The 22667-nt window shown below is 34.2% G+C and carries 11 protein-coding genes; 7 read left to right on the top strand and 4 right to left on the bottom strand.

All coding sequences use genetic code 11. The features are described 5' to 3' along the window. Positions 1 to 47: 47 nt before the first annotated feature. The 3 genes from EAH81_RS10400 to EAH81_RS10390 all read right to left on the bottom strand — a co-directional run bounded on the left by EAH81_RS10400 (position 48) and on the right by EAH81_RS10390 (position 5827). On the bottom strand, positions 48 to 3362 hold the full coding sequence (locus EAH81_RS10400; protein WP_140506653.1) for a DUF5107 domain-containing protein: 3315 nt from the start codon (positions 3360 to 3362) through the stop codon (positions 48 to 50). Between the two features lie 21 nt (positions 3363 to 3383). Further along, positions 3384 to 4790: a sugar porter family MFS transporter gene (locus tag EAH81_RS10395; protein WP_140506651.1), complete on the bottom strand. Its 1407-nt coding sequence runs from the start codon at positions 4788 to 4790 to the stop codon at positions 3384 to 3386. Positions 4791 to 4918: 128 nt separating this feature from the next. Further along, positions 4919 to 5827 carry an AraC family transcriptional regulator gene (locus EAH81_RS10390; RefSeq protein ID WP_140506648.1) on the bottom strand — a complete coding sequence of 303 codons (909 nt, stop codon included), beginning with the start codon at positions 5825 to 5827 and terminating at the stop codon, positions 4919 to 4921. A 136-nt stretch (positions 5828 to 5963) separates the two neighbouring features. On the opposite strand from EAH81_RS10390, the gene EAH81_RS10385 reads away from it, so the two are divergent. The 7 genes from EAH81_RS10385 (at position 5964) to EAH81_RS10355 (ending at position 18899) form a co-directional block, all read left to right on the top strand. After that, positions 5964 to 7004: an aldose epimerase family protein gene (locus EAH81_RS10385; RefSeq protein ID WP_140506646.1), complete on the top strand. Its 1041-nt coding sequence runs from the start codon at positions 5964 to 5966 to the stop codon at positions 7002 to 7004. Between the two features lie 236 nt (positions 7005 to 7240). Then, positions 7241 to 9172, top strand: a complete 1932-nt coding sequence (locus EAH81_RS10380) for a glycoside hydrolase family 97 protein (RefSeq protein WP_140506644.1) — start codon at positions 7241 to 7243, stop codon at positions 9170 to 9172. A gap of 597 nt (positions 9173 to 9769) precedes the next feature. After that, positions 9770 to 10327 (top strand): RNA polymerase sigma-70 factor, encoded by a 558-nt coding sequence (locus EAH81_RS10375; protein WP_140506641.1) that lies wholly within the window; start codon positions 9770 to 9772, stop codon positions 10325 to 10327. Positions 10328 to 10443: 116 nt separating this feature from the next. Next, positions 10444 to 11364, top strand: coding sequence for a FecR family protein (locus EAH81_RS10370; protein ID WP_140506639.1), 921 nt, complete (start codon positions 10444 to 10446; stop codon positions 11362 to 11364). A 300-nt stretch (positions 11365 to 11664) separates the two neighbouring features. Then, entirely contained in the window at positions 11665 to 15051 is a 3387-nt protein-coding gene (locus EAH81_RS10365; RefSeq protein ID WP_140506637.1) for a SusC/RagA family TonB-linked outer membrane protein, read from the top strand. Positions 15052 to 15071: 20 nt separating this feature from the next. Further along, positions 15072 to 16607 carry a RagB/SusD family nutrient uptake outer membrane protein gene (locus EAH81_RS10360; protein ID WP_140506635.1) on the top strand — a complete coding sequence of 512 codons (1536 nt, stop codon included), beginning with the start codon at positions 15072 to 15074 and terminating at the stop codon, positions 16605 to 16607. A gap of 468 nt (positions 16608 to 17075) precedes the next feature. Continuing rightward, positions 17076 to 18899 (top strand): alkaline phosphatase, encoded by a 1824-nt coding sequence (locus EAH81_RS10355; protein WP_140506632.1) that lies wholly within the window; start codon positions 17076 to 17078, stop codon positions 18897 to 18899. Between the two features lie 163 nt (positions 18900 to 19062). Here the strand turns inward: EAH81_RS10355 and EAH81_RS10350 are convergent, their stop codons facing one another. Further along, complete coding sequence (locus tag EAH81_RS10350) at positions 19063 to 22659, bottom strand: hypothetical protein (RefSeq protein WP_140506630.1); 3597 nt, start codon at positions 22657 to 22659, stop codon at positions 19063 to 19065. Positions 22660 to 22667: the final 8 nt, after the last annotated feature.

Raw genomic sequence — 22667 nt, 5'->3', positions numbered from 1 at the left:
GCTTCAAAAACCTATCGGGGCTAAACATATAAACTACCAATACTAACTTACATAGAAACCGATTCTTCGCTCTTCAATAACGATAAATGTATCGTAACTCCTGAATGACTTTTTTCTTCTGAAAGAACAGTTTCAAAAACTTCCTCAGCTTCAGCTTTTTTATCGAGACCTAAAAGCCCTATTCCCTGCATATATAAACAGTGAATTTTATTTCGTTTATCTAAATCGTCTTCCCAAATCATAAGATCAGGAAGTGATACCGCAAAATAATCAATCGTAACATGATCGTTCAGATGTTTTTTTGAGTAAGCGACTAACTTCTCGAAACGTTTATCAGCTTCAGATTGTTGGTTTAATTTTAGGAAAGCCAATCCCTGATAGAAAATTTTATCCGGTTGCTGATCGTTATAGAAAATCGCAGCCGTTGGTTCGTCTAATCCTTGTGTTGCTTTGTTCCACCAATTTTTAGCCTGTTCTAAGTTGTTTTTCTTTTCGAAAGCAACACCCAACCAATAATGAATATCATTTTCCTGTGCGCCGGGTAATTTTCCTTCGCCTAAATTATCAGGATACGTTTGAGCTTGTTCTAAAAGTTCAATCGCGTTATCATAATTTCCTTCTGAGATTTGTTGTTTGGCGATTTCGGTTAAAGAAACCAAATATTGTCCGCTTACTTTTCCTTCGCCACCTTCCCACGGATGGAAAATTCGGTTTTGTAATAGGGTTAGGGCTTTGTCATGTTTGCCTAAAAGGTTGTATAAAGCAACTCTTTCTAAGTAAACATCATCACGCTGAATCACCAATTCTAAATGTTTTTCTAAGAACGCCAATCTGAAAACCAAATCTCTGTTCAAACGTTTGTACAATTGATCTAATTCCATCAGAATTCGGGAATCTTGTAAATCCAATGAGAATGCTTTTTCTAAACTAGCAAGTGCTTTTTCAGGATTGTTCAATTTATTGTAATACGCCAAAGCCAAATTACGATGTACAGTCGGGAAAGTATCATCTATAACTACCGATTGTTCCCAACATGAAATCGCGTCATTATAGAATTTTGAAGCATACCAAAAATTCCCTAGATAATATAAAGCTTTTGCATCATTGTTTTGTTTCTGAATCACATTTTGAAGTACCAATGCAGCTTCAATTTGATTTGGAAAACAGTAATCAGGTTTTGCCTGAGACGCCATTTTGAAGCATTTTTCGGCTTGACCAATATTATTTAACTTCTCATAAAAATAACCCGCATAATACCACGCCATCGGGTAGGTTTCTTCATCTTTTAGCCCTTCGGTTAATAAACCAATAGCTTCTTCATATAAACCTGCAGCAGCATAATCTAGTGCATATTCTATATACGTATGAATGTTGTTTCTGATAAGCGAATTAAAGTAAGCAAGGTCTTTTTTGTCATTGCTTAAAAGATACTTTTCGTAAAGTAATCCGAAATTGAAACAGTCATTTTCAAGATAAAGAGTAGTATGTAGTGATGCTTTTTTCTGCTGTCCCAGTTTTCGAAGGAAAGCCACTTGCAAATGCAATGCTTTATGATCCTCAGTATTTTTAGAAATTGCTTTTTTGATGTGTGTCAACGCCAATTCATAATCGTCATTTAAAGCATCCAATTGTGCTACGTAGAAATAACCTTGATTTTGCCACGCCGCATTCCACGTTGATTTGTAGAAAGCATCGTAAGCTTCTTTGTTTTTATTCTGATATTTAAGACATAAACCTAAATTAAAATAAGCTTCTCCTTCATACGGATTTGGATTTCGTTGCGTCAATGTTTTTATGGCTGCTCTAAAATAAGGCTCACTTTCTTCAAATTTGGCTCTTCGCATCAACCATAATCCCATTGCATTATTCGAGCGAATATCTCCGGCATCACGTCTAATAGCTTCTTCATAATACGGAATCGGACTATAAGTGGCGTGTCTGTATTGTTCCAGATGCTGTGCTGTCAGGAACAATTGTTCGTTGTTCTCAATATCTTCAGGAGCAAGGGCAGGTTTTGCAGCTTCCGGAATTTCATCTTCATTTGGTCCTTCATAAGTCCAATCGACCAGAATTTTATTATCAGCATCTGTTACAAAAATTGATAATCCTTCTAAAGAAGCATTGTAATCAAAGTCAATAGTTTCTTCGAATGAATTGTACGGTGAAGCATCGTATTGCTTTTGGAATAAAACAGTATCATTGTTCTTTAAAGTAACCGTTGTATCTGGATAAACGCCAGTTGTATAAGCTTTGATAACTAATTTATTATCGATGCTTTCGAGATTAACCATTGCATTTTTGGTCGCATTTTTCACAATACCTAAATCACGATACGGCATAAAATACTGTGTAAAATCTTTCTGTTCACCCGGCATAATCCACGAGAAATCAGGCTGATTATCGGTGTAAACGCCACACATTAATTCGATATACGGACCATCTTCATCGGTAAGGTTGCGATCCCACGCACGACCGAAATCTCCGTGACCCCAAGTCCATTGTTTTTTTCCCGGGGAAACGTGATGATTGGCTACGTGAAGTAATCCGCCTTTTGAATCATTTTCGTATCCGCCCACAAAATTATATTTGGACGCAATCGCCATATAAGAGGTTGGAACAGGGATATTTTTATAGCGGGAAATATCTGTTCCCGGGGAGTAATCTACTTTATAATACGTTCCTTTCGCAATTGGGAAAGACGAAACATCACGTTTACCATGATCAAAAACAGCATTTACATCCGGTGGAAAAACCGATTGATAATCGTCATTTACTTTCACAGCAGGATTTGCCCACCATAAAAAAGTCTGAGGGAAAGAGGTTCTATTGTACAATTGCGCTTTAATTTCCAGATACGCTTTATCAGGATATAAGCGGAAACCTGCCATTCCTTTGGTCCTAAACATACGCTCGACTTCGCTGCACCAAACGGTTGCGCTTCCGTCTTCGTGTTCTTCAATCGTAAAATCAACCGGATCAAAAGTCGTTGGCCTGTGGTGTTGCGGCCAGTTGAATTCGATTCCGCCAGAAATCCACGGACCAGTAAGTCCAACCAAAGCCGGTTTTACAACCTGATTGTAATATACAAAATGACGTTGTTTGGTTTTATCATACGCCATATGAACGCGTCCGCCAAGTTCCGGTAAGATCATTATTTTAACAAACTCATTTTCAAGATAAACGGCCTGATATTCTTTGTCAATTTTTTCGTCTGCGATTTTTTCAATAACCGGATAAGGATATACAGATCCGTTACTTCCCTGATAAACTCTTTTCTCAATAAATACAGGATTTTTTTCAGGTTTGCCCACCTCATAGGTTGGTAGGATTATTTTTTCCTTCCAAACATTTACTTTTTGCATGATGTAATGAAATTTAAATTATTAAATTTTCTTTGATTTTTTATCAGAAACCATCATTTCTTCAATCTCTTCAAGACTTTTGTTTTTGGTTTCAGGAAGTTTTTTGAATACAAACACAAATCCTAAAGCACAGATAATACCATACAGCCAGAAAGTTCCTGATGTACCCAAGTATTCATTGAAAATTGGAAAGGTTTGTACCAATAGTGCAGAGGCGATCCAGAGTGCAAATGTGGCTACAGACATCGCAACACCTCTGATTCGGTTAGGAAAAATTTCAGATAAAATTACCCATGTAATAGGAGCAAGGGACATTGCATAGATGGCAATGGCTAATAATACCAACAATAATAAAGGGAATCCGGTAACATTGGTATAATAAAAATAACCCAATAAGGCATAAATTATGGCAAGCGCTGCGGAACCAAAAAGCATTAACTTTTTGCGCCCAATTTTGTCTACAGTTCCCATCGCAACCAATGTAAAAATAAGATTGATGCTTCCGGTAATGACAATATTCATAAACAAATCATTGATGCTGTAACCTGCCGAAACAAAGATTTCCTGAGCATAGTTAAAAATGATATTTATACCGCACCATTGCTGAAAAGCGGCTAATACAATCCCAATTACAAGTATTGGTAATGCTTTTTTATCCAGCAGCATTCTGAAATCGGTTTTCTCGGTTTCATGCGAAAAAGTTTCTTTGATTTTTACGATAGCTTCTTTTCCGTAAGCTAGTCCACCAATTTTAGTAAGTGTTTTTTCTGCCGTATCATGATTTCCTTTTTTAGCCAAATATCTCGGGCTTTCAGGAATAAGGAACATTAATATAAAGAAGAGAATCGCAGGGAAAAATCCTGCCCAAAACATCCATCTCCAACCCATTTGTCCGTTCCACGAAGCAAGAATCTGAGCGTGCGTATAACCTGACGGGATAACCTCGGTAATCAACATATTGGTAATTTGCGCGGCAAGAATACCAATAACGACCGTAAGTTGATTAATAGATACAAATAGTCCGCGGGTTTCTTGTGGAGCGATTTCGGCAATATATAAAGGTGAAATTGTCGATGCGATTCCAATTCCGATTCCGCCAATAATTCGCCAGATGATAAATACAATAAAGGTTTCAGATGCTCCGGTACCAATTGCACATATAGAGAATAATACTGCGGCGGCAATTAACATAGGGCGTCTTCCGTAAGTGTCTGCCAGTTTTCCTGCAACAGCTGCACCAGCAACACAACCTACAAGGGCACTACTCATTGCCCAGCCTTGTAAAGCCGGAGAATCTGAAATGCCAAAATAAATTTCGTAAAATGGTTTTGCACCACCTATTACAACCCAGTCGTATCCAAAGAGTAGACCTCCTAAGGCTGCAACAAGGCTAATTGATAGTAAAAAGGTATAATTATAATTTTTCATAAAAAGGTTTTAATAGCTTTTGTAAAATTAGCAGAACAGGAACCTTTGATTTATGGATATTTTTTTTGAATAGATGGATTATAATCTGATTTTTTTATGCTCAAGGCTAAAATACGAAAACAATTGCGCTACTGCTTGTATTCCGTACGATATTGTATGGGAGAATTACTCATTATTTTTTTGAAAAGACGAGAAAAATACAACGGATCATTAAACCCCAAAGCAAAGCTTATCTCTTTTATACTCATAGTTGTGAAGCTAAGGTACTGACAGGCTTTTTGCATTTTTAAGTAATTGAAATAATGAATGGGAGAGTAGCCTGTTTGTTTCTTGAACAAGGTAAAAAAATGTGAGGACGAATAGTTAAAATGAGTTGCTACTTCGTTGATTTTTAAAGGTAAATCAAGATGCTTTTTCATATAGTCAATTGCGGATTCAATAGTATTATCCTCTGAAAATTGCCTATTTTTTTTGATAAAAAATCGCTCGTATAAAAAAGCATTCAGTAATTGCCATAACGAAAGATTGGCATATTCGAGATTACTGGCGCTGTAACCGTCTTCCATAACATCTAATATGTTTTCGAAAAGTTCGATTCGTCTTTCTTCCAACGATAATTGTGGCGCAGTGTCGGGATATTCAGTTATGAATTTATCATAAAAATGCGGTGCTTGCGGACCTGTAAAGTGAATCCAGTAAATGCTCCACGGATTTTGTTTTAAAGCATAATAATCGTGTGCAACTTCCGGAGGAATAATATAAAAGGTATTCGCTTTAAGCGTTATGGTTTTGTTTTCTTTGCTAATAATGCCTTCGCCTTTATAACAATAAATCAAAATATATTGTTTGCTTCCGTGTTTACGTTTCATCGAGTGATGACTTGCGTTGGGAAAAACTCCAATATCGGTAAAATACAAACTTGATATAAGTCCATTATTTTTTATTTCGGAAAGTATGTTTTTAGGAATCACGATCATACGTTGTCCTAAAAAACCTTCTCTAACTTTTATCTTTTCCTTTTGTGATGAATTCTTCATTTTGCGAGTACTATTTTTCAAATATCGTAATTTAATCCATGTATTTAAAAAAAATGTCCATTTTGATGATAATAATCAACGGTACTTTTGAAATACTATTATACAGATAGTGTTTTTACCATTTTTATAAAACAATATGAACCCCTCAGATACTATTACTTATGAGCCTTTTGGTTCATACAAAGGAAAAGAAATTTTTAAATTCCGAATAAAAAATGTTCACGAAAATTACGTTGAACTGCTTAATTATGGAGCCATAGTAAAGTCCATAGTTGTACCGGATAGAAACGGAAATAAGGAAAATGTAGTTCTTGGATTTCCGACCTTAGAAGGATATTTACAAGACACTTCTTATATAGGAGCAACAGTTGGACGCTTTGCCAATAGAATCAATAATGCTGAATTTTCTATCGAAAATACAACCTATCATCTCGATAAAAATGATGGTAAAAACAACAATCATAGTGGTTCTGCGGGTTTTAATAATAATGTATTTGATTTTATTATAAAAGAAGATTCGATAATTTTTACGCTCGAAAGCAAAAATGGTGAAGGTGGTTTCCCAGGTAATCTAAATACGAAAGCCATTTATAAATGGACGGATAAAAATGAACTTAAAATTGAATTTTTGGCTGTAGCCGATGAACCAACGCCGTTAAATTTAACCAATCATTCTTATTTTAATTTATCCGCTTGTAAAGAAAAAATCCATAATCACAAACTGAATATACAGGCGACTAAAATTCTCGAAAGCACATCGGATTATATTCCGACAGGAAAAATTATACCTGCAAATGAGTATTTGTTTTTTAATTATAAACTGGCAGATGTAATGCAAAATAGCGGACTTAATATCTACTATATTTTTGATAGAAGTTCAGCCAATGAAAATGCTGTCTGCGAATTGTTCGAAGAGAAATCCGGAAGATTAATGCGTGTTTTTACTTCTTATCCGGGTTTGCAATTGTATACCGGAGATTATTTGAACAGCGCAACAATCGGTGAACATTCGAAATATTACGAACCTTTTGACGGGCTTTGTTTAGAATGTCAATTTTATCCTGACAGCCCTAATCACAAGCATTTCCCAAACACAATATTCGATGCTGGGCAGGTTTATAATGAAACGATTACTTATACTTTTGATGTTATGCTTCCAAAATATGCCACAGAATAGAATGATTTTTTTCGCCACGAATTCACGAATCAGCACGAATTAATTTGTGAAAATTTGTGCAATTTGTGGCTAAAAAAACTTAGCGTAAAACAATGTTCACGTTATTTTTTTGCCACAGATTGTAAGGATTAAAATGATTTTTTTCTGCTACGACTTGCAAAAATTAATTCGTGGAATTCGTGGCTAAAAAACTTTGCAAATTAATAAAATTAAAACTAATCTCTAAAAACTATATAATGAAAAAAACGTTTATTCATCGGTCTTTAAGTTTACTTGCGCCGGCACTATTTTTTGTTCAGGCGAACTGTAAAGCACAAAATGAAAAGCTTGATCTGAAATCTAAGGACAATCTAAATAAAATAGAATTGTCTTTGGCGGAAGGAGGAAAGCTGTCTTATAAAGTTACACGTCGTGACAAAACTATAATTCTTGATTCTCCGCTTGGTCTGAGTTTCGAAAACAATGATTTTACATCTGGTTTATCGGTTGTAAAAATTTCGCCTGTCGAAGAAAAACGCGAAAAATACGAGCTTAAAGTTGCCAGTAATAAAGTTGCTGACCATGTTTTTGAAACTAAAAGTATAACATTCAAGAACAAACAAGGCGCTTTAATGACAATAGATTTAATTGCAGGCGAACAAGGCGTTGCTTTTAGATATAAATTTACTGATAAGGAAGAGCAAAAAAGAGTTCTTAAAAATGAATTGACAGGATTTCATATCGAGCAAAATGCAAAAGGCTGGCTTCAACCTTATAATAAGGCAGGAGATTATACTCCGGGTTACGAGGATTTTTATGTTAGTGTAAAGTCGGGAGATCCAATAAATGGTGCACGAAATGAATCGGTTGGTTGGTGCATGCCGGCTCTTTTTAATGTAAACAATACTAAAAATTGGGTTTTAATTGCAGAATCAGGAACTGATGGTTCATTTTCCGGATGTCATTTACAACCGGATTCTAAAGACGGAATTTACAGCATTGCATTTGCTAATAACGACGAAAAATTCACCCTGCCTTTACCCGATAAAGGAAATGCTTATCCAGAATCGAATTTGCCGTGGACAATGCCGTGGAGAGTGATCATGATTGGCGATAAAGCAGGGGATATATTATTATCGACTATGATTACAGATTTGGCACCAGCCTCTAAAATCGAAGATACTTCATGGATTATTCCCGGAAAAGCCGCTTGGTCATGGTGGTCACATCCTGAAGATTTTACGCCTGAAATGTATAATAAGTTCACAGATGTTTCGGCTTCATTTGGTTTTAGATATACACTTTTTGATGCCGGATGGGAAAAAGCCAATAAAGAAGGAAAAATTATTGATTATGCTTTGTCTAAAGGAGTTCAACCCTTAGTTTGGGGATATTCGGCAGAGTATTTTGATTCGGAAAAAAGAAAAAAGAGATTTAGAGAATTGGCTCAAATGGGTGTAAAAGGTGTTAAAATAGACTTTTGGTGCTCAGATCGTCAAGAAGTTATGGCAGCGCTGCAAGGAGTTTTTCAAGATGCCGCCAAAGAACATTTATTGGTCAATCTACACGGTACAACAGTGCCAAGAGGCTGGCACAGAACATGGCCCAATTTTGTAACGGCAGAAGCTATTTTAGGAACAGAAAGTTATTTTTATGAGCCAAGATTCCCAGAAAAAGCAGCGGAACAAAACACCGTATTACCATTCACAAGAAATGTAGCTGGCCCTGCTGATTATACACCATTTGCGCTGACTTTTAGAAAATATACGCGTTTAAATACTGCAGTTCATGAGCTTTCTATGGCTATGATTTATACATCTGGTGTGATCCATTTTGCTGATTCAGAAGAGGTTTTTAATTCACTTCCCAATGAACTTAAAACCTTATTAAAAGAGATGCCTGCGACCTGGGATAAAACGGAATGTATAATTGCAGAACCGGGTAAAAGAATCGTTTTGTCCCGTCAAAAAGAGCAACTTTCTTATATTATCGGGATAAACGGAACGAATACGGCATCGCCAGTTTCAATAGATCTTAAAAAATACAGCAAAGGTTTTTCAAAATTCAGAATTATCTCCGAAGGAAAAGATGCATTAATGGAATTTAAAGTAGAAACTTATCCAATAACTTCAAACTGGAAATATAATTTAGCCCCAAAAGGAGGATTTATTATTCAGTTTATAAAATAATTCAAGATTGATTTTGGTTTTAAAATAAACTGAAATAGTGCAAACAAAAAAGGTGATTTCTTAATTGATTTCACCTTTTTGGTTTTGTAAATGTTCGTATTAATAAGCATTAAATATTGGTAAAAAAAACATGGATTTGAACTGATTTTAGCGTGCCGTAGATACGCAACAAAACAATAGTTGTTCTGTGCCGTTAGGCACTAAATGTTGGTAGAAAAAAAAATATTGATATAGAAATAGCGTGCCGTAGGTACGCAACAAAACGACCGTGGCACGCAATGAAACAAGTATTGAGTCCGAAAATATAGACTTCACCCTTTAATTATCGGATTTACATCATCAATATAAATTATATAATGCTACTTCATAACAAATACTAAATGAAATGTTAATACAATGTTTTATAAACAGACCTTTTTATTAATATAACCATAACCTTGTTCACCTACCCTCATTTCTAATTTTGGAGACATATTATAAACAACACACTGTAGAATATGTCATTTTTTAAATTAAGAACAAATCGCAAGAAAATAATCGGAATTGGTAATTTGATAATTGCCATTCATTTACCAAATAATACAAAAGCGACGTATTATGTATAAAAGGTTTACCGATGAAGAACTTGTTGAATTGTTGAGACAAGGAAAAGATAAAGCGTTTGATGAATTGTATTTTCGCTATCGGGATTTATTAGTTCGCTTTGTTTATGTGAGAATGAAATCTATTCCCGTTTCTGAAGAAATTGTTCAGGAAGTTTTCACCACAATCTGGGAACGTCGAAAGACTTTGGTAATTCAAAAGAAATTTTCGGCTTATATCTATACCTCAGTTCGTTATGTGACTCTGGATTATATAAAATCACATACTATAACGGACCAATATATTAAAGAAGTTATTGATCGAAATAGTGAAGAATTCAGCAGTACAAATGCAACCGAAGATTCTATTTATTATGAAGAATTACAGGAAGCAGTTGATAAAGCGGCTTCGTTACTTCCTAAAAAATCCAAAGAAGTTTTTATTCTAAGCAGGATTAAGCATTACACCAACAAAGAAATAGCCGAAGAATTGAATGTTTCGCATGAAACTGTAAAGTATCATATTGCTTATGCGCTAAAATTTATGCGCAATTATTTGGGCGAATTCAACTGACAACTCATTTCGAAATTAAAAGGTGCGTTTTGTTTTCTTAACAAAAGCGTAACCTTATCCGCCTACCTGAAAATACCATTTCAAAGACATACTATTAAAGAGATAAACAAATTATAATGCCTGAAAAATTACATCGAGATATAAAACTTTTTTTAGAAGGAAAACCGGATCCAAAAGGGGAAGAATTATGGAATAACTGGTACAATCATCCAGAAGAAATATTGGATAGTATCGAAATTATCAAATCTGATCGTTCGAAATTAAATAAGGAAATCAGACAAATAAAGAAAACAAACAAAGTTATTTTTCTTCAGAATAAAAACTGGGCAATAGCAGCTTCTCTATTGATTTTAATGGGATTGTCTTGTTTCTTTTATTTATCTGCCGAAGAAGGAATTACCAAACAATATGCTACAAAATCAGGAGAACACGCCAAAGTAATTTTGAGCGATGGAACTCAAATTTGGCTAAATGCCGGAAGCCGTATTAAATATCCTGCCGAATTTAAAGGGGATACAAGAGAAGTTTATTTAACCGGAGAAGCTTTTTTTGATGTTGCCAAAGACAAAAAACATCCTTTTATCATTCATACCGATAAAATGGATACGAAAGTTCTGGGAACCAGTTTTAATGTTCAGGCATATCCGGATCATGCCACACAAGAAGTTTCGGTTTTAACCGGAAGAGTAAATGTAAAATCGACCGTTACTGAGGAAAATGTATATGTAACGCCGGGGCAAAAAGTAGTTTTTAAATCACAAAGCAATAAGATGCAAGCCTTTACAGATATTCCGATGAATTCTATTTCGCTATGGCGGAAAAATATCATTGTTTTTGAAGATGCTCCTTTACCGGAAGTTATTGCAACAATTAATCGTAATTATAATGTTACGATAGAAATTGGAAACAAGAATTTAAACAATCTAAAAATCAGCGCTTATTTCAAAGAGCTTCCTGTAGATCAGGTTGTTGCTTTGGTGTGTAATATCATAAATGCTAATTATAAACAAGAATCAGGAATTTATATCATAAAATAAAATAGAAAAACTTAACACAGAAAAAAATTAAAAATTGAGAATTAAAAATTAAAAATCTGCTCGATCTGCTGAATCCGCCTGAAAAAACATTTGAAACAGATTAAAGGATTAAAAAGATTAAAAAAAATATTTAAAGCAAAAAATCTGCTAAATCTGCGTGAAAAATTATACACACAGTTATGCGATTTATTAAAAGTGAAACGATTTTTAGAGGTAACAAAAACAACAGATTACAATACTAATTTTTTAAGAAGCTACGTAGAAAACCAATCATAATCAAAACAATTAAAACTCAAAAACATGACTAAAAAGCAAATGCGGTTTATCCAAAACTGTCAGAGCATTAAAAAATGGGCATTGAAGAAAGCACTACTTTTTGTGGCTTTATTTTTTATCGGATTATCAGCAAAAGCAGCCAGCGTAGATATTGGCAAAAGAGTTACTCTAAAAGTGGAGAATGAAAGTATCAAAAATGTTTTTCAGAAGATAGAAAAGCAAATTGATGTGCATTTTATGTACGAAACGAATCAGGTTAATACCAATCAGAAAATTAGTTTAAAACTAAGTAATGTTACGCTGGAACAGGCATTGGATAAAATATGCAGCAATTTTTTCCTTAAATATGAAATTGTAAATAATAATATTGTTATCAAAAAAAGCCAAAAAGTTTCGGATGCTGATCAGAATAAAATCAGTATTTCGGGAACGGTTTATGGCGGAAATGACGGAATGCCATTGCCAGGCGTAGGCATAAAAGATAAAGGTTCTGATGTCGCAGCAACAACAGATTTTGACGGAACTTTTAAGATCGAAATCAACGCATCTGAAGCAATTCTTGTTTTTTCGTATGTTGGTTATGTAGATCAGGAAGTTAAAGTAACTCCATCTGATAAAAACATCACAGTCAAATTAGTAGCCGACATGAAACAGCTGCAGGAAGTTGTAGTTATGGGTTATGGAAGTGTGAAAAAGAATGAAGTTCTAGGATCTGTAGGATCTGTTTCTATGAAAGAAACTTCGAGCAGAACCTTCAACAGCGCTGCCGAATTACTCCAAGGTACCGTTGCGGGTGTTACGGTGCTTAGTAATGGTGGTGACCCAACGGCTGAACCTACAATTAATATTCGTGGAATTGGTTCTTTGAATGCAGAAACGCCTTTAATTGTTTTGGACGGAATTATTTACAGCGGTTCTTTGAATACTTTAAATCCAAATGATATTGCTTCGATAAGTGTTTTGAAAGATGCAGCTTCGGCAGCAATTTACGGAGCAAGAGCTTCTGGTGGCGTAATTTTAATTACATCTAAAAAAGGAGTTTCTGAGAAAGTAAATATAAATGTAAATTATCAGGGAGGTTTTCAGAATGTAGCCAAAAAACTGGATGTTCTTAATGCTGCCGAATATGCAGATGCTATGAACTTGGCAAGAGATAATGCAGGTATGCCAAGAATTCCGGCTTTTGATCCCGCATTTGAACCAACGGCGAGAACTACAAAAACAAACTGGATGGATGAAATTTTTCATACAGGAGAAATTCAGGATTTGTCCCTTTCTATAAACGGTAAAACGGAAAAATCTAATTTCTTTGTTTCGGGAAGTTATAGAAAAAATGAAGGAATCTTATTGAATACTTTTGGTGAGCGTTATACAGCGAGAGCAAACTCCTCTTTTAAATTAGCGCCAAATTTTACCATTGGAGAAAATTTATCGTATTCATTAACTAATGGTCAGAGCGCCAATACATCAAGCGGTTATACAGGAGCAATTTTGGCAGCAATTTTTTATCCGCCAAATGCCACTATTTATAGAGAAGATGGTTCCGGAAAATTTGGAGGTGTTCCGGAGAAATATATTGGTTCTTACGGAGATGTTATCAATCCGGTTGCTTATTTGAAAAGACTAGACAATAGAAATCCTGTGTCGACTATTTTGATCAATCCTTATGCAGAATGGGAAATTGTCAAAGGATTAAAAGTAAAAACAAACTGGGGTTACACGAGAATTCAGGATAATGCAAAAGATTTTGCAGTAAAAATTACAGAGCCTGGAAAAATATTTGACTTTAACCGATTAACGCAAAAGTCACTTACAACTACAGATTTATTAGGGGAACAAACGATTTCTTACGAAAAATCTTTAGGAAAACACAATTTCAAAGCTTTGGCCGGATATACGTATCAGGAAACAAAGAGAGAATTTTATACAATTGAAGGAACTGGTTTTGATAATGAAGATCCATCGCAGCGTTATTTGCTAAATGCGAAATTAATTCAGCAAACGGCAGCAGGATTATCTGATGAAATTATTTCATCTTATGTTGGAAGGTTGAATTACGATTTTAATCAGAAATATTTATTCTCAGGAATTGTTCGCCGTGACGGAACTTCAAAACTGTTATCAGAGAATCGCTGGAAAGTTTATCCTTCTGTTTCTGCAGGATGGTTAATTTCTGAAGAAGAATTCATGAAAAATAGTTCAATCGTAAGCAATTTAAAACTACGTGCAAGCTGGGGACAAATAGGAAATTTAGGAAATCTTGGACCCTACCAATTTAGTGTGCCATTGAATCAGACTCAGGCTTTGATTGGTTCAACTCCAACAATTAATTATGGTTATGCCGAAGGTGAATTATCAAATCCTAACTTAAAATGGGAGAGTTCAGAGCAGACAAACATTGGTTTGGATTTTACAATGTTGAACAATACTTTGACAGGATCTGTAGACGCGTATATCAAAAAGAATAAAGATATGTTGGTTCGCGATCAGCTTCCGGGTGTTTCAGGAACTCCACAAGGTCGAATTGTAAACTCGGGAGATGTTGAAAATAAAGGTATCGAAGCTAGTTTGACATACCAAAAAACACGCGGAGAATTTAAGTTTGATGTAACAGCAAATGCAGCATTTTTAAGCAACAAAATTATCTCTATTAAAGATGGTTTAACTTCTCTTGAACCATTAAATATTAGCCGCGTTCGTAGTTTGCCTTTAGCCAATATTTATCAGGTTGGAAGCCCGGTTGGTGCGTATTACGGATATGCTACAGACGGATTATTTCAAAGTAATGCCGAAGCAAAAGCATATGTAAACAGTTCTGGTGCAGTATATCAGCCAAATGCAGTTGCGGGAGATATTAAATTTAAAGATGTAAACGGAGATGGCGTAATTAACAATAGCGATAGAGTAGTTCTTGGAAATCCTTTTCCAAAAACAACTTACAGCTTAAATGCCAACTTTAGATATAAAGGTTTTGATATGAATATTTTCTTTAATGCCGTAGCAGGAAATAAAATGTTTAATGCTGTAAAATATACAGGTTTGAACGCTTCTTTCCCTGGATATAATTTATTGGCAGATTCTAAAAATGCATGGTCGCCAACCAATACAGATACTAATATTCCGGTTCTTTCATCAACAGATAATAACAATAACTTCGGGAGAATCTCTGATTTTTATATCGAAGATGCTTCATTTATAAGATTAAAAAACGTTTCGATTGGTTATACGGTTAAAGATAATTGGCTGAACGGAAAAGCGAAACTTAGATTCTTTATTTCAGGACAAAATTTATTTACAATCACAAATTACTCCGGAATGGATCCTGAAGTGGGACTTAGCAACTTTGGTCTTGACTTAGGTAAATATCCACTTTCTCGTATTTATATGACGGGTGTAAATGCTACTTTTTAAAAAAATATAAAACAAATAAAATGAAAAATTTAAGTCTTTTATTATTGAGTTTTGTGCTTTTACTAGGCACTTCGGCTTGCGAAAGTGAACTTGATGTGATTCCGCAAGGAGCGCCGTCAAGCGGAAATTTCTGGAAAACACCTGCTGATGCAAAAGCGGGAGTAAATGCCATTTATGCCTTATATTCTGATGATAATATGTATGGTCGTGGTTTTTTCTGGCTGAATAATGCAAGTGATGATATAGGAACCAAACCAAGACAAAATGCCGAACGTATCAAGAATTTTATTGTTGATGGAGCAGAATCTGATACTAAAGATATTTGGAGATTGCACTACGAAGTAATGAAACGCTGTAATGATGTGATTCGCAATATTCCGAAGATTTCGCTTGACGAAAAAACAAGAAATATGATGTTAGGAGAAGCTTATTTCAATCACGCTGTAATGCATTTAGAATTGGCGTATCATTACGGAGATGATCGCGCTGGAATCCCAATTCAGGATCGTGCAGATCCAACAAATGTATATGTTCCTCGTGCAAAAAATGTAGCAGAAAACTATGCTTATATCGCCGCAGATTTAGTTAAAGCTGCCGATTTATTACCGTATTTTAATGAGCTTACGCCTGATAATTACGGACGTGCTCATAAAACTGCTGCTTGGGGATATTTAGTTCGTACCTATTTATATGCAAAAGATTGGGACAATGCGATTAAATACGCAAATATGATTGTAAACAGCGGAAAACACAAATTGCTTGACGATTTTGCAGATGTATTTAAAATTAAAAACAATTGGTCTTCAGAGTATATCTGGTCGGTTACTTCAAGTTCAGAAAACACAGGTTTGGGTTCTATTTTCCCAGGGGTTTGTCTGGAAGATAAAGGTTGGGGAGTTTACAACGGTTGGGGAAATTTTTATCCTACCAAAGAATTGTTTGATACCTATGATCCGGCTGATAAAAGACGCAGCGCTACAATTTTGCAAAAAGGAGATAAGTTTATGTATTTTGGGGAACTAGTAACTTTCAACGAAGGAAAATATGTTGTAAGTTCCAGTAACAGAACAGGATATCAGTTCAATAAATATATGGAGCCATTTGGTTATCCAAAAACAACTTCGGGCGGAATCGATATTCGTTATGTAAATGCAAATGGAGATAAACCTTCGACAGCGTTGAATGTACCTCTTTTACGTTATGCTGATGTAATTTTAATGTTGGCAGAAGCCAAATTAATGAAAGGTCTAAGTGCTGATACCGAAATCAACATGATTAGAAAACGTGCAGGTTTAGGAAATCTTTCAGGTGCTACATTAACGGATCTAAAAAGAGAAAGACGTTGTGAATTGGCTGGAGAATGGACAGATCGCCATTTTGATTTAGTCCGTTGGGGCGATGCTCAGGCGACTTATGCAAAACCATTACACCATTATAATGGTAGCGTGATTTATCCTGCCCGTAATTTTAATCCTGCAGTTCACCACGTTTGGCCAATACCACCAGATGAAATTGCAGTGAGCAAAGGTGCGCTTACACAAAATAAAGGCTGGTAGTTTGTAATTATGAATTGTAGATTATGAATTATTAATTAGCCATTCACAATTTATAATTCACTATTAATTAGTTTCAGTTTGTTTGTTTTTTTTTACGCTGCAAGCTTGTTGTGGAGCTTGCAGTTGTAACAAAAAAAGAAATGAATCTTATATAAAAAATAAACCAGTCTTTTTTTAATGAAAAAGGCTGGTTTGTGTTTAAGAAAGTTACCGCAATATTGTCATTTCGACCAAAGGGAGAAATCACACGCGTAACTCGACAAAGATTGGCGATTTTGATTGTAGAATTTCTAGTGTGATTTCTCCCTTCGGTCGAAAATGACAAACTACGTGAGCTATGATTGTTTAAATAAGTGAAACACCTTTTTTTAGCCCAGTAAACTATTATTTCTATGTGTTTAAAATATAATCCCAATATGATAATTCGTAATAAAGCCACCTTCAGCTTTTAAACAAACCCCAATTACAATGAAAAAATTAATCACCCTTTTTTGCCTTCAATTCTTCCTGTTTGCGCAAGCGCAGGAATACAGTTCTTCAAACATTCATTCTCATAATGATTATGCGAGTAAATTACCTTTTTACGAAGCATATTCTAATGAAACCGGTGTTATCGAAGCCGATGTTTTTCTGGTAAATAATGATTTGCCAGTTGCTCATACTTCAAAAGAAATTACAACGTACAACACGCTTAGAATTATGTATTTGGATCCTTTATCAAATAAATTAAAGACTTTAGGCGGAAAAGCATATCCGAGTAATAAGCCTTTAATTATAATGATCGACATTAAAACAGAAGCAGAACCAACTTTAAAATTAATCGCACAGCAGCTTAAGTTGTATCCGGATTTGATTTCGAATAAAAATCTGAAAGTGGTTATTTCCGGAAACAGACCTTCGCCTGCAAACTGGAAGGATTATCCTGAGTTTATTTATTTTGACGGAAGACTGAATGAGAATTATACTCCGGAACAATTACTCCGTGTTGAAATGATTAGTGAAGATTTGAAAGAAATTACAATCTGGAATGGGAAAGGGGTAATGACACAAGCCGATTCTGAGAAAGTGCAAGCAATCATTAAAAAAGTTCACGGTCAAAATAAAAAAATCAGATTTTGGGGAACTCAGGATAATGTGAATACGTGGATGACTTTGATGAATTTAAAAGTCGATTATATTGCAACGGATAATGTTCCAACATTGACACAATTCATCAACAATATCAAAACGACTTTTTATCAAAATACCGAGTTTCATCAAGCTTATGTTCCTAAAAATGGCGTGTCATTTTCTAAAAAGAAATCAAAAAATGTAATTTTATTAATTGGTGACGGAATGGGTTTGACGCAAATTTATTCGGGTTATACGGCAAATAAAGGTCAGTTGAGTTTATTTAATATTCCAACACAAGGATTGTCTATAACGAAATCTTCGGATAGTTACATCACAGATTCGGCTGCGGGAGCAACCGCAATGGCAACGGGACATAAAACCAATAACAGATTTATTAGTGTTGATGAAAATGGAAAACCGTTGGAATTAATCACACAACAATTGGTTAAGAAAAATTATAAAACTGCAATTATTTCAGCAGGAAATATTACAGATGCTACTCCGGCTGGTTTTTATGCACATCAGTCTGATAGAAGTTATAGCGAACCTATTGCAGCAGATTTTTTAGCGAATCCATCTGATATTTTAATTGGTGGAGGACAGAAAGAGTTTTATTCCAGAAAAGATGGTAAAGATTTATCTAAAATATTGATTGAAAAAGGATATACTTTTTCGGATAAATTCAGCAGTCTGGATACGATTAAAAATAGCAAATTTGTAGTTTTAGAAGATGCTTCGGTAGTTTCTATGAAAGCGGGGAGAGGGGATTTTTTGACTAAATCTTTGGCGAAAGCAACCTCAACTTTTGCTAAAACAAAGAATCCATTTTTCATCATGGCCGAAGGGGCGCAAATCGATTACGGCGGACATCAGAATAACGTAGAATATGTAGTTCGCGAAATGCTGGATTTTGACAAATTGGTTGGACAAGCTATGGAATTTGTAGACAAAAACCCTGAAACACTTTTAATTGTCACAGCAGATCATGAAACTGGCGGACTTTCTTTAATCGACGGAAGTATAGAAAAAGGATTTGTACACGGAAGTTTTAGTACAAACGATCATACAGCGGTTCCGGTTCCGGTCTTTGCTTATGGTCCTGGAGCTCAAAATTTTATGGGCGTTTACCAAAACACGGAAATTTATACTAAGATTATGGCAGTTCTTTTTGGGAAGTAATTGTCGATTCGCGAAATTTTATTGTTAAGTTTTTCGACTGATTAGAAATTTTTTTCGCCACGAATTCACGAATTAGATTTAAAAAAATTCGTGAATTCGTGGCGAATATTACAATATACTATAAGTCAAATGTTTTTATTATTTACTTATTCTTATTATTGAATTAAAGACTTTTATTGGCTTCAAGGAATTTATTAAGTAAAGCAATTACTGAGACTATACTGCCTCCCATTACTGCAACTCTGTCGTAGCTGTCTTTATTGAGATACATTAATAGTAACAATGCACTTATGGCAACAATAAAAATTGGAATTTTCAATTTGCTATAGGTTCCATTCTTGCTTTCATCTTTAAATTTGGTGATAAACTTATCCTGCTTACTTTTAGACAAGATAAATATCCTAAAACTCAGGTTCATCATCTTAAGTCTTCCCGTTAACGGATGACAGTCAATTATTCCTTTTTCCATAAGATCCATTATGATACCTTTATTTTTGTAGTTTACAAATTGATCCTGAGCAAAATCATAAAGAACACTTCGGGTTTGACCGTCTCTTGGCAACGACTTCCATATTTTATTGTATTCGGCAGAAAACTTATTATGGTTGTAATTAAGTATAAAGTTCATTCTTAAAAAAGGAGATATTTCATTGTTGCCATTGTGTTTTTCATCCTCTTTATCTTTAGTATCCTTTTTAATATCCTCCTTATTTCTTCTATTATCTTTATCAAAGACTTGATCGATACTTATATCACGATAGACACATCCTGTCATATCTTGATATATGTCAGCGTTTGTTTTTATTGGACCAGGTGGAACCTGAATTAGTTTTTTTATATCATCATTATTCACCATTGCTATAAAAATGTGGTCATTTGCCAACTCATGTTTCGTACAGGGATAATATTTCTCATAAGCCGCCTGCATCAAATCATAAAAAAAGAAATGATTACTGTAGTAGTTAAGTAAGTGATAGACTAGAATGATAAGGAAAAAGAGCCCGATAAATAAGGTAAGAATGATCACAAAGCTTTGGTGTATATTTTCATTTTTTAGAAAGGAAGTTGAGCTGAGATAATATAGGTCTTTAAAAGGATAAAATGTGAAATTTTTAATTTCATACATTGCCGGACGATCCAAGAAACCAATATTTGCTTTTTCTATTAAATAGTCTTTACTATTGGATACTATTAACGGTTTTTCTTTTGTTTCTGTACAATCACAACTATAAGCATTTACAGCATAATCTTGGCTTTGTTCTTGGCTTTGTTTTTTGGTTTGTGCTGTGATTTTCTCTTTGATTTGATCCGAAGAACAATAATAACTTGCAAAATCATTCAGTTCGTTAATATAAAATGCACTGATCAAAACAAACGGAAAAATAGCAAAGTGATAAATTAGCCTGACTGTCATGAATCTCGTATAAGCTTTTCTGTTAACTCCTTTATTTTGCTTTTTAAACTGTTCAAGATTTTCGGTGTCTTCTTTTCTCCAGTTTCTATAATAAAAGATTAGGACCGCATGTGCACTAAAAAGAATAAAGATTGCAATTGGAAAACTGTTAAAAAAGAATATTATCCCGAGTAAAAGAATGGTAATAACGAATAAAATTAATACTAATATAATAAGGTCTTTTTCACGTTTTAAAGTACGAATATTTAGGGTTATTAAGTTTGTAAGAACTAAGTTGAAACCAGTTATTATACAAGTAGTAAGTGCTATTGATGGAGAAGATATTAAAGAGACAATTACAATAAATAGAATTGCAATGGAATTGACAATTAATAATTGTTTGTATTGATAAGTCCGACTGTTATCCGGAAAAAGGTGATAAAAATGCTGGTTTGATAGTAGACTAAGACGACCAGTGTAAAAAAGAGCCGAATAAATGTAAGTGATTAATAATATAAAGAAACCATAGAAAAGGGAAATTAAGAATCCATTGCTAAAAGTAAATATTGCTAAACGATCAAGATGTGACAAATTACGGATACCGAGAATATATAAAGGAGAGTCAATCTTAATATCTAATTTTTTTGCATATACCTGATAAAAAGTACCTTGATATTCTAACTCAAATGATTTCTGGTCTACACCGGATAACAAACTTATAAGTTCAAGATTTCTTTTTGATCCGTAACGCAAATTTTGATAGAGATTTTTTTCAGGATCGTTTTGCATTAATACTTCGCCACCTCTGTCTATAATCATGTAGCCAGTTCCTGGCGGTAATATTATTTTTTCGGAGAAATATTCTCTGAAAGCAATTCCTTTAATACCTTTTTCTTCTGATATTGGATTTCTCTCGGCATATATCCATTGGTATCTATTATTTTCTCTTGAGAAAACTGCAGTTAGTAATTTATTTATTTTTCTTTCGTTTTGATTATTCTCATTTTTTCGCTGGAGTATTTCAAAATACATTCGATCAGCATATTTTCTTCGTATATTAGGAATTGAAGTACTTAGATCTGTTGTGATCAATCCGTAATTGTTCATGCGGAAATAGTTATCTAAATGCGCAAGTTTTATTGAATCTTTAGTAGCTTTTTGTAATGTAGAGCTTTTAATATCGATATACTTTTCTTCATTACGAAGTGAGATATCATCTTTAGTAAGAGAATCTCCATTTACAGAACTAATTTTCGAACCCGTTTCTAAATATATTTTGGTAAAATTATTTTCTGAAGCTTCACGTTTGTCTTTAAATCTTGAATCAGTTGGCCAATTTTGGTAAGACTTAATTTGGTCTTTAAAATTCGTATCTATTCTGTCCACTAACGTTTTTAGATCATTTGTGGTTCTGTTTTTTATGGAATTGTCCCAGTAAGAGATTATACTAAATACAACTAAAACTGCAATCAAAATTCCGATGGAGAATGCCACACTAATCAAGTCTTTTTGACTAAGTCTTTCTTTATAACTACTTACAATTGGTTTTATAAAATTTATTCCTAATACTAAAACAATGACTAAAAGCAAGCTGATAATTAATAAGTTGTTGTCAATTTCCCGGATATTGATTTGAAAAGTAGTATTATCAATTCCTGTAGCTAAGAATATAGCATAATTGGTATTTGGAATTTTTACTTGATTGGCATAATAATGTTTTGTAGATCCTTGGAAATCAAAAGGACCATTTTTTCTACTATTATCAATCAGACTATCTTGATCAGCCAAGCTTACATTTTCGGATATAAATGATTTATAAGCTTGACAGGTTCCATTTTCTATTGGACAGATGAAAAACGAAGTGAAATGTGTGGTAGAATTAACTTTAGTCAGAAATTTAGCTAAATCAATACTAACAGGATCATCAATTGTGTCAAGACTAGCACAATTTTCTTTAGGATATTTACTGGAATTTTTAGGCCTTCCTGATAATACAATTTTTCTGGATAGATTGATTGTTCCGTTTTCTACCTCTCCAATTTTCTCTTTCTTAACTATTATGGTATCTATATATGTACTCAGTGAGCCTTTATAGCATAAGAGTCCAAGACTTTTCATTTTATCATCGTCAATATATTTTACCTGATCATCTATATATGATTTCAATTGCTGTTCGATACCTTGTAAAACGGCAATGTTATTTCTATCCTCTTTCGCTTTATTATTAGGAAGAATATAGAAAAGATATCCACACGTTAACAAAGCAATAATTATTGCTGTTATTATAGAATAACCATGTTTTTCACCTATTGATGGCTTATCCTTATTATTATCCTGAGATTGTTCAGTAGTAGAAGCCTGTTCCATTTTGTTTT

It is taken from the genome of Flavobacterium pectinovorum, assembly GCF_006438875.1.
GTDB classification, from domain to species: domain Bacteria; phylum Bacteroidota; class Bacteroidia; order Flavobacteriales; family Flavobacteriaceae; genus Flavobacterium; species Flavobacterium pectinovorum_A.
The sequence above is the reverse complement of the archived record's forward strand: the minus strand, read 5'-3'. Positions and strand labels throughout refer to the sequence as shown.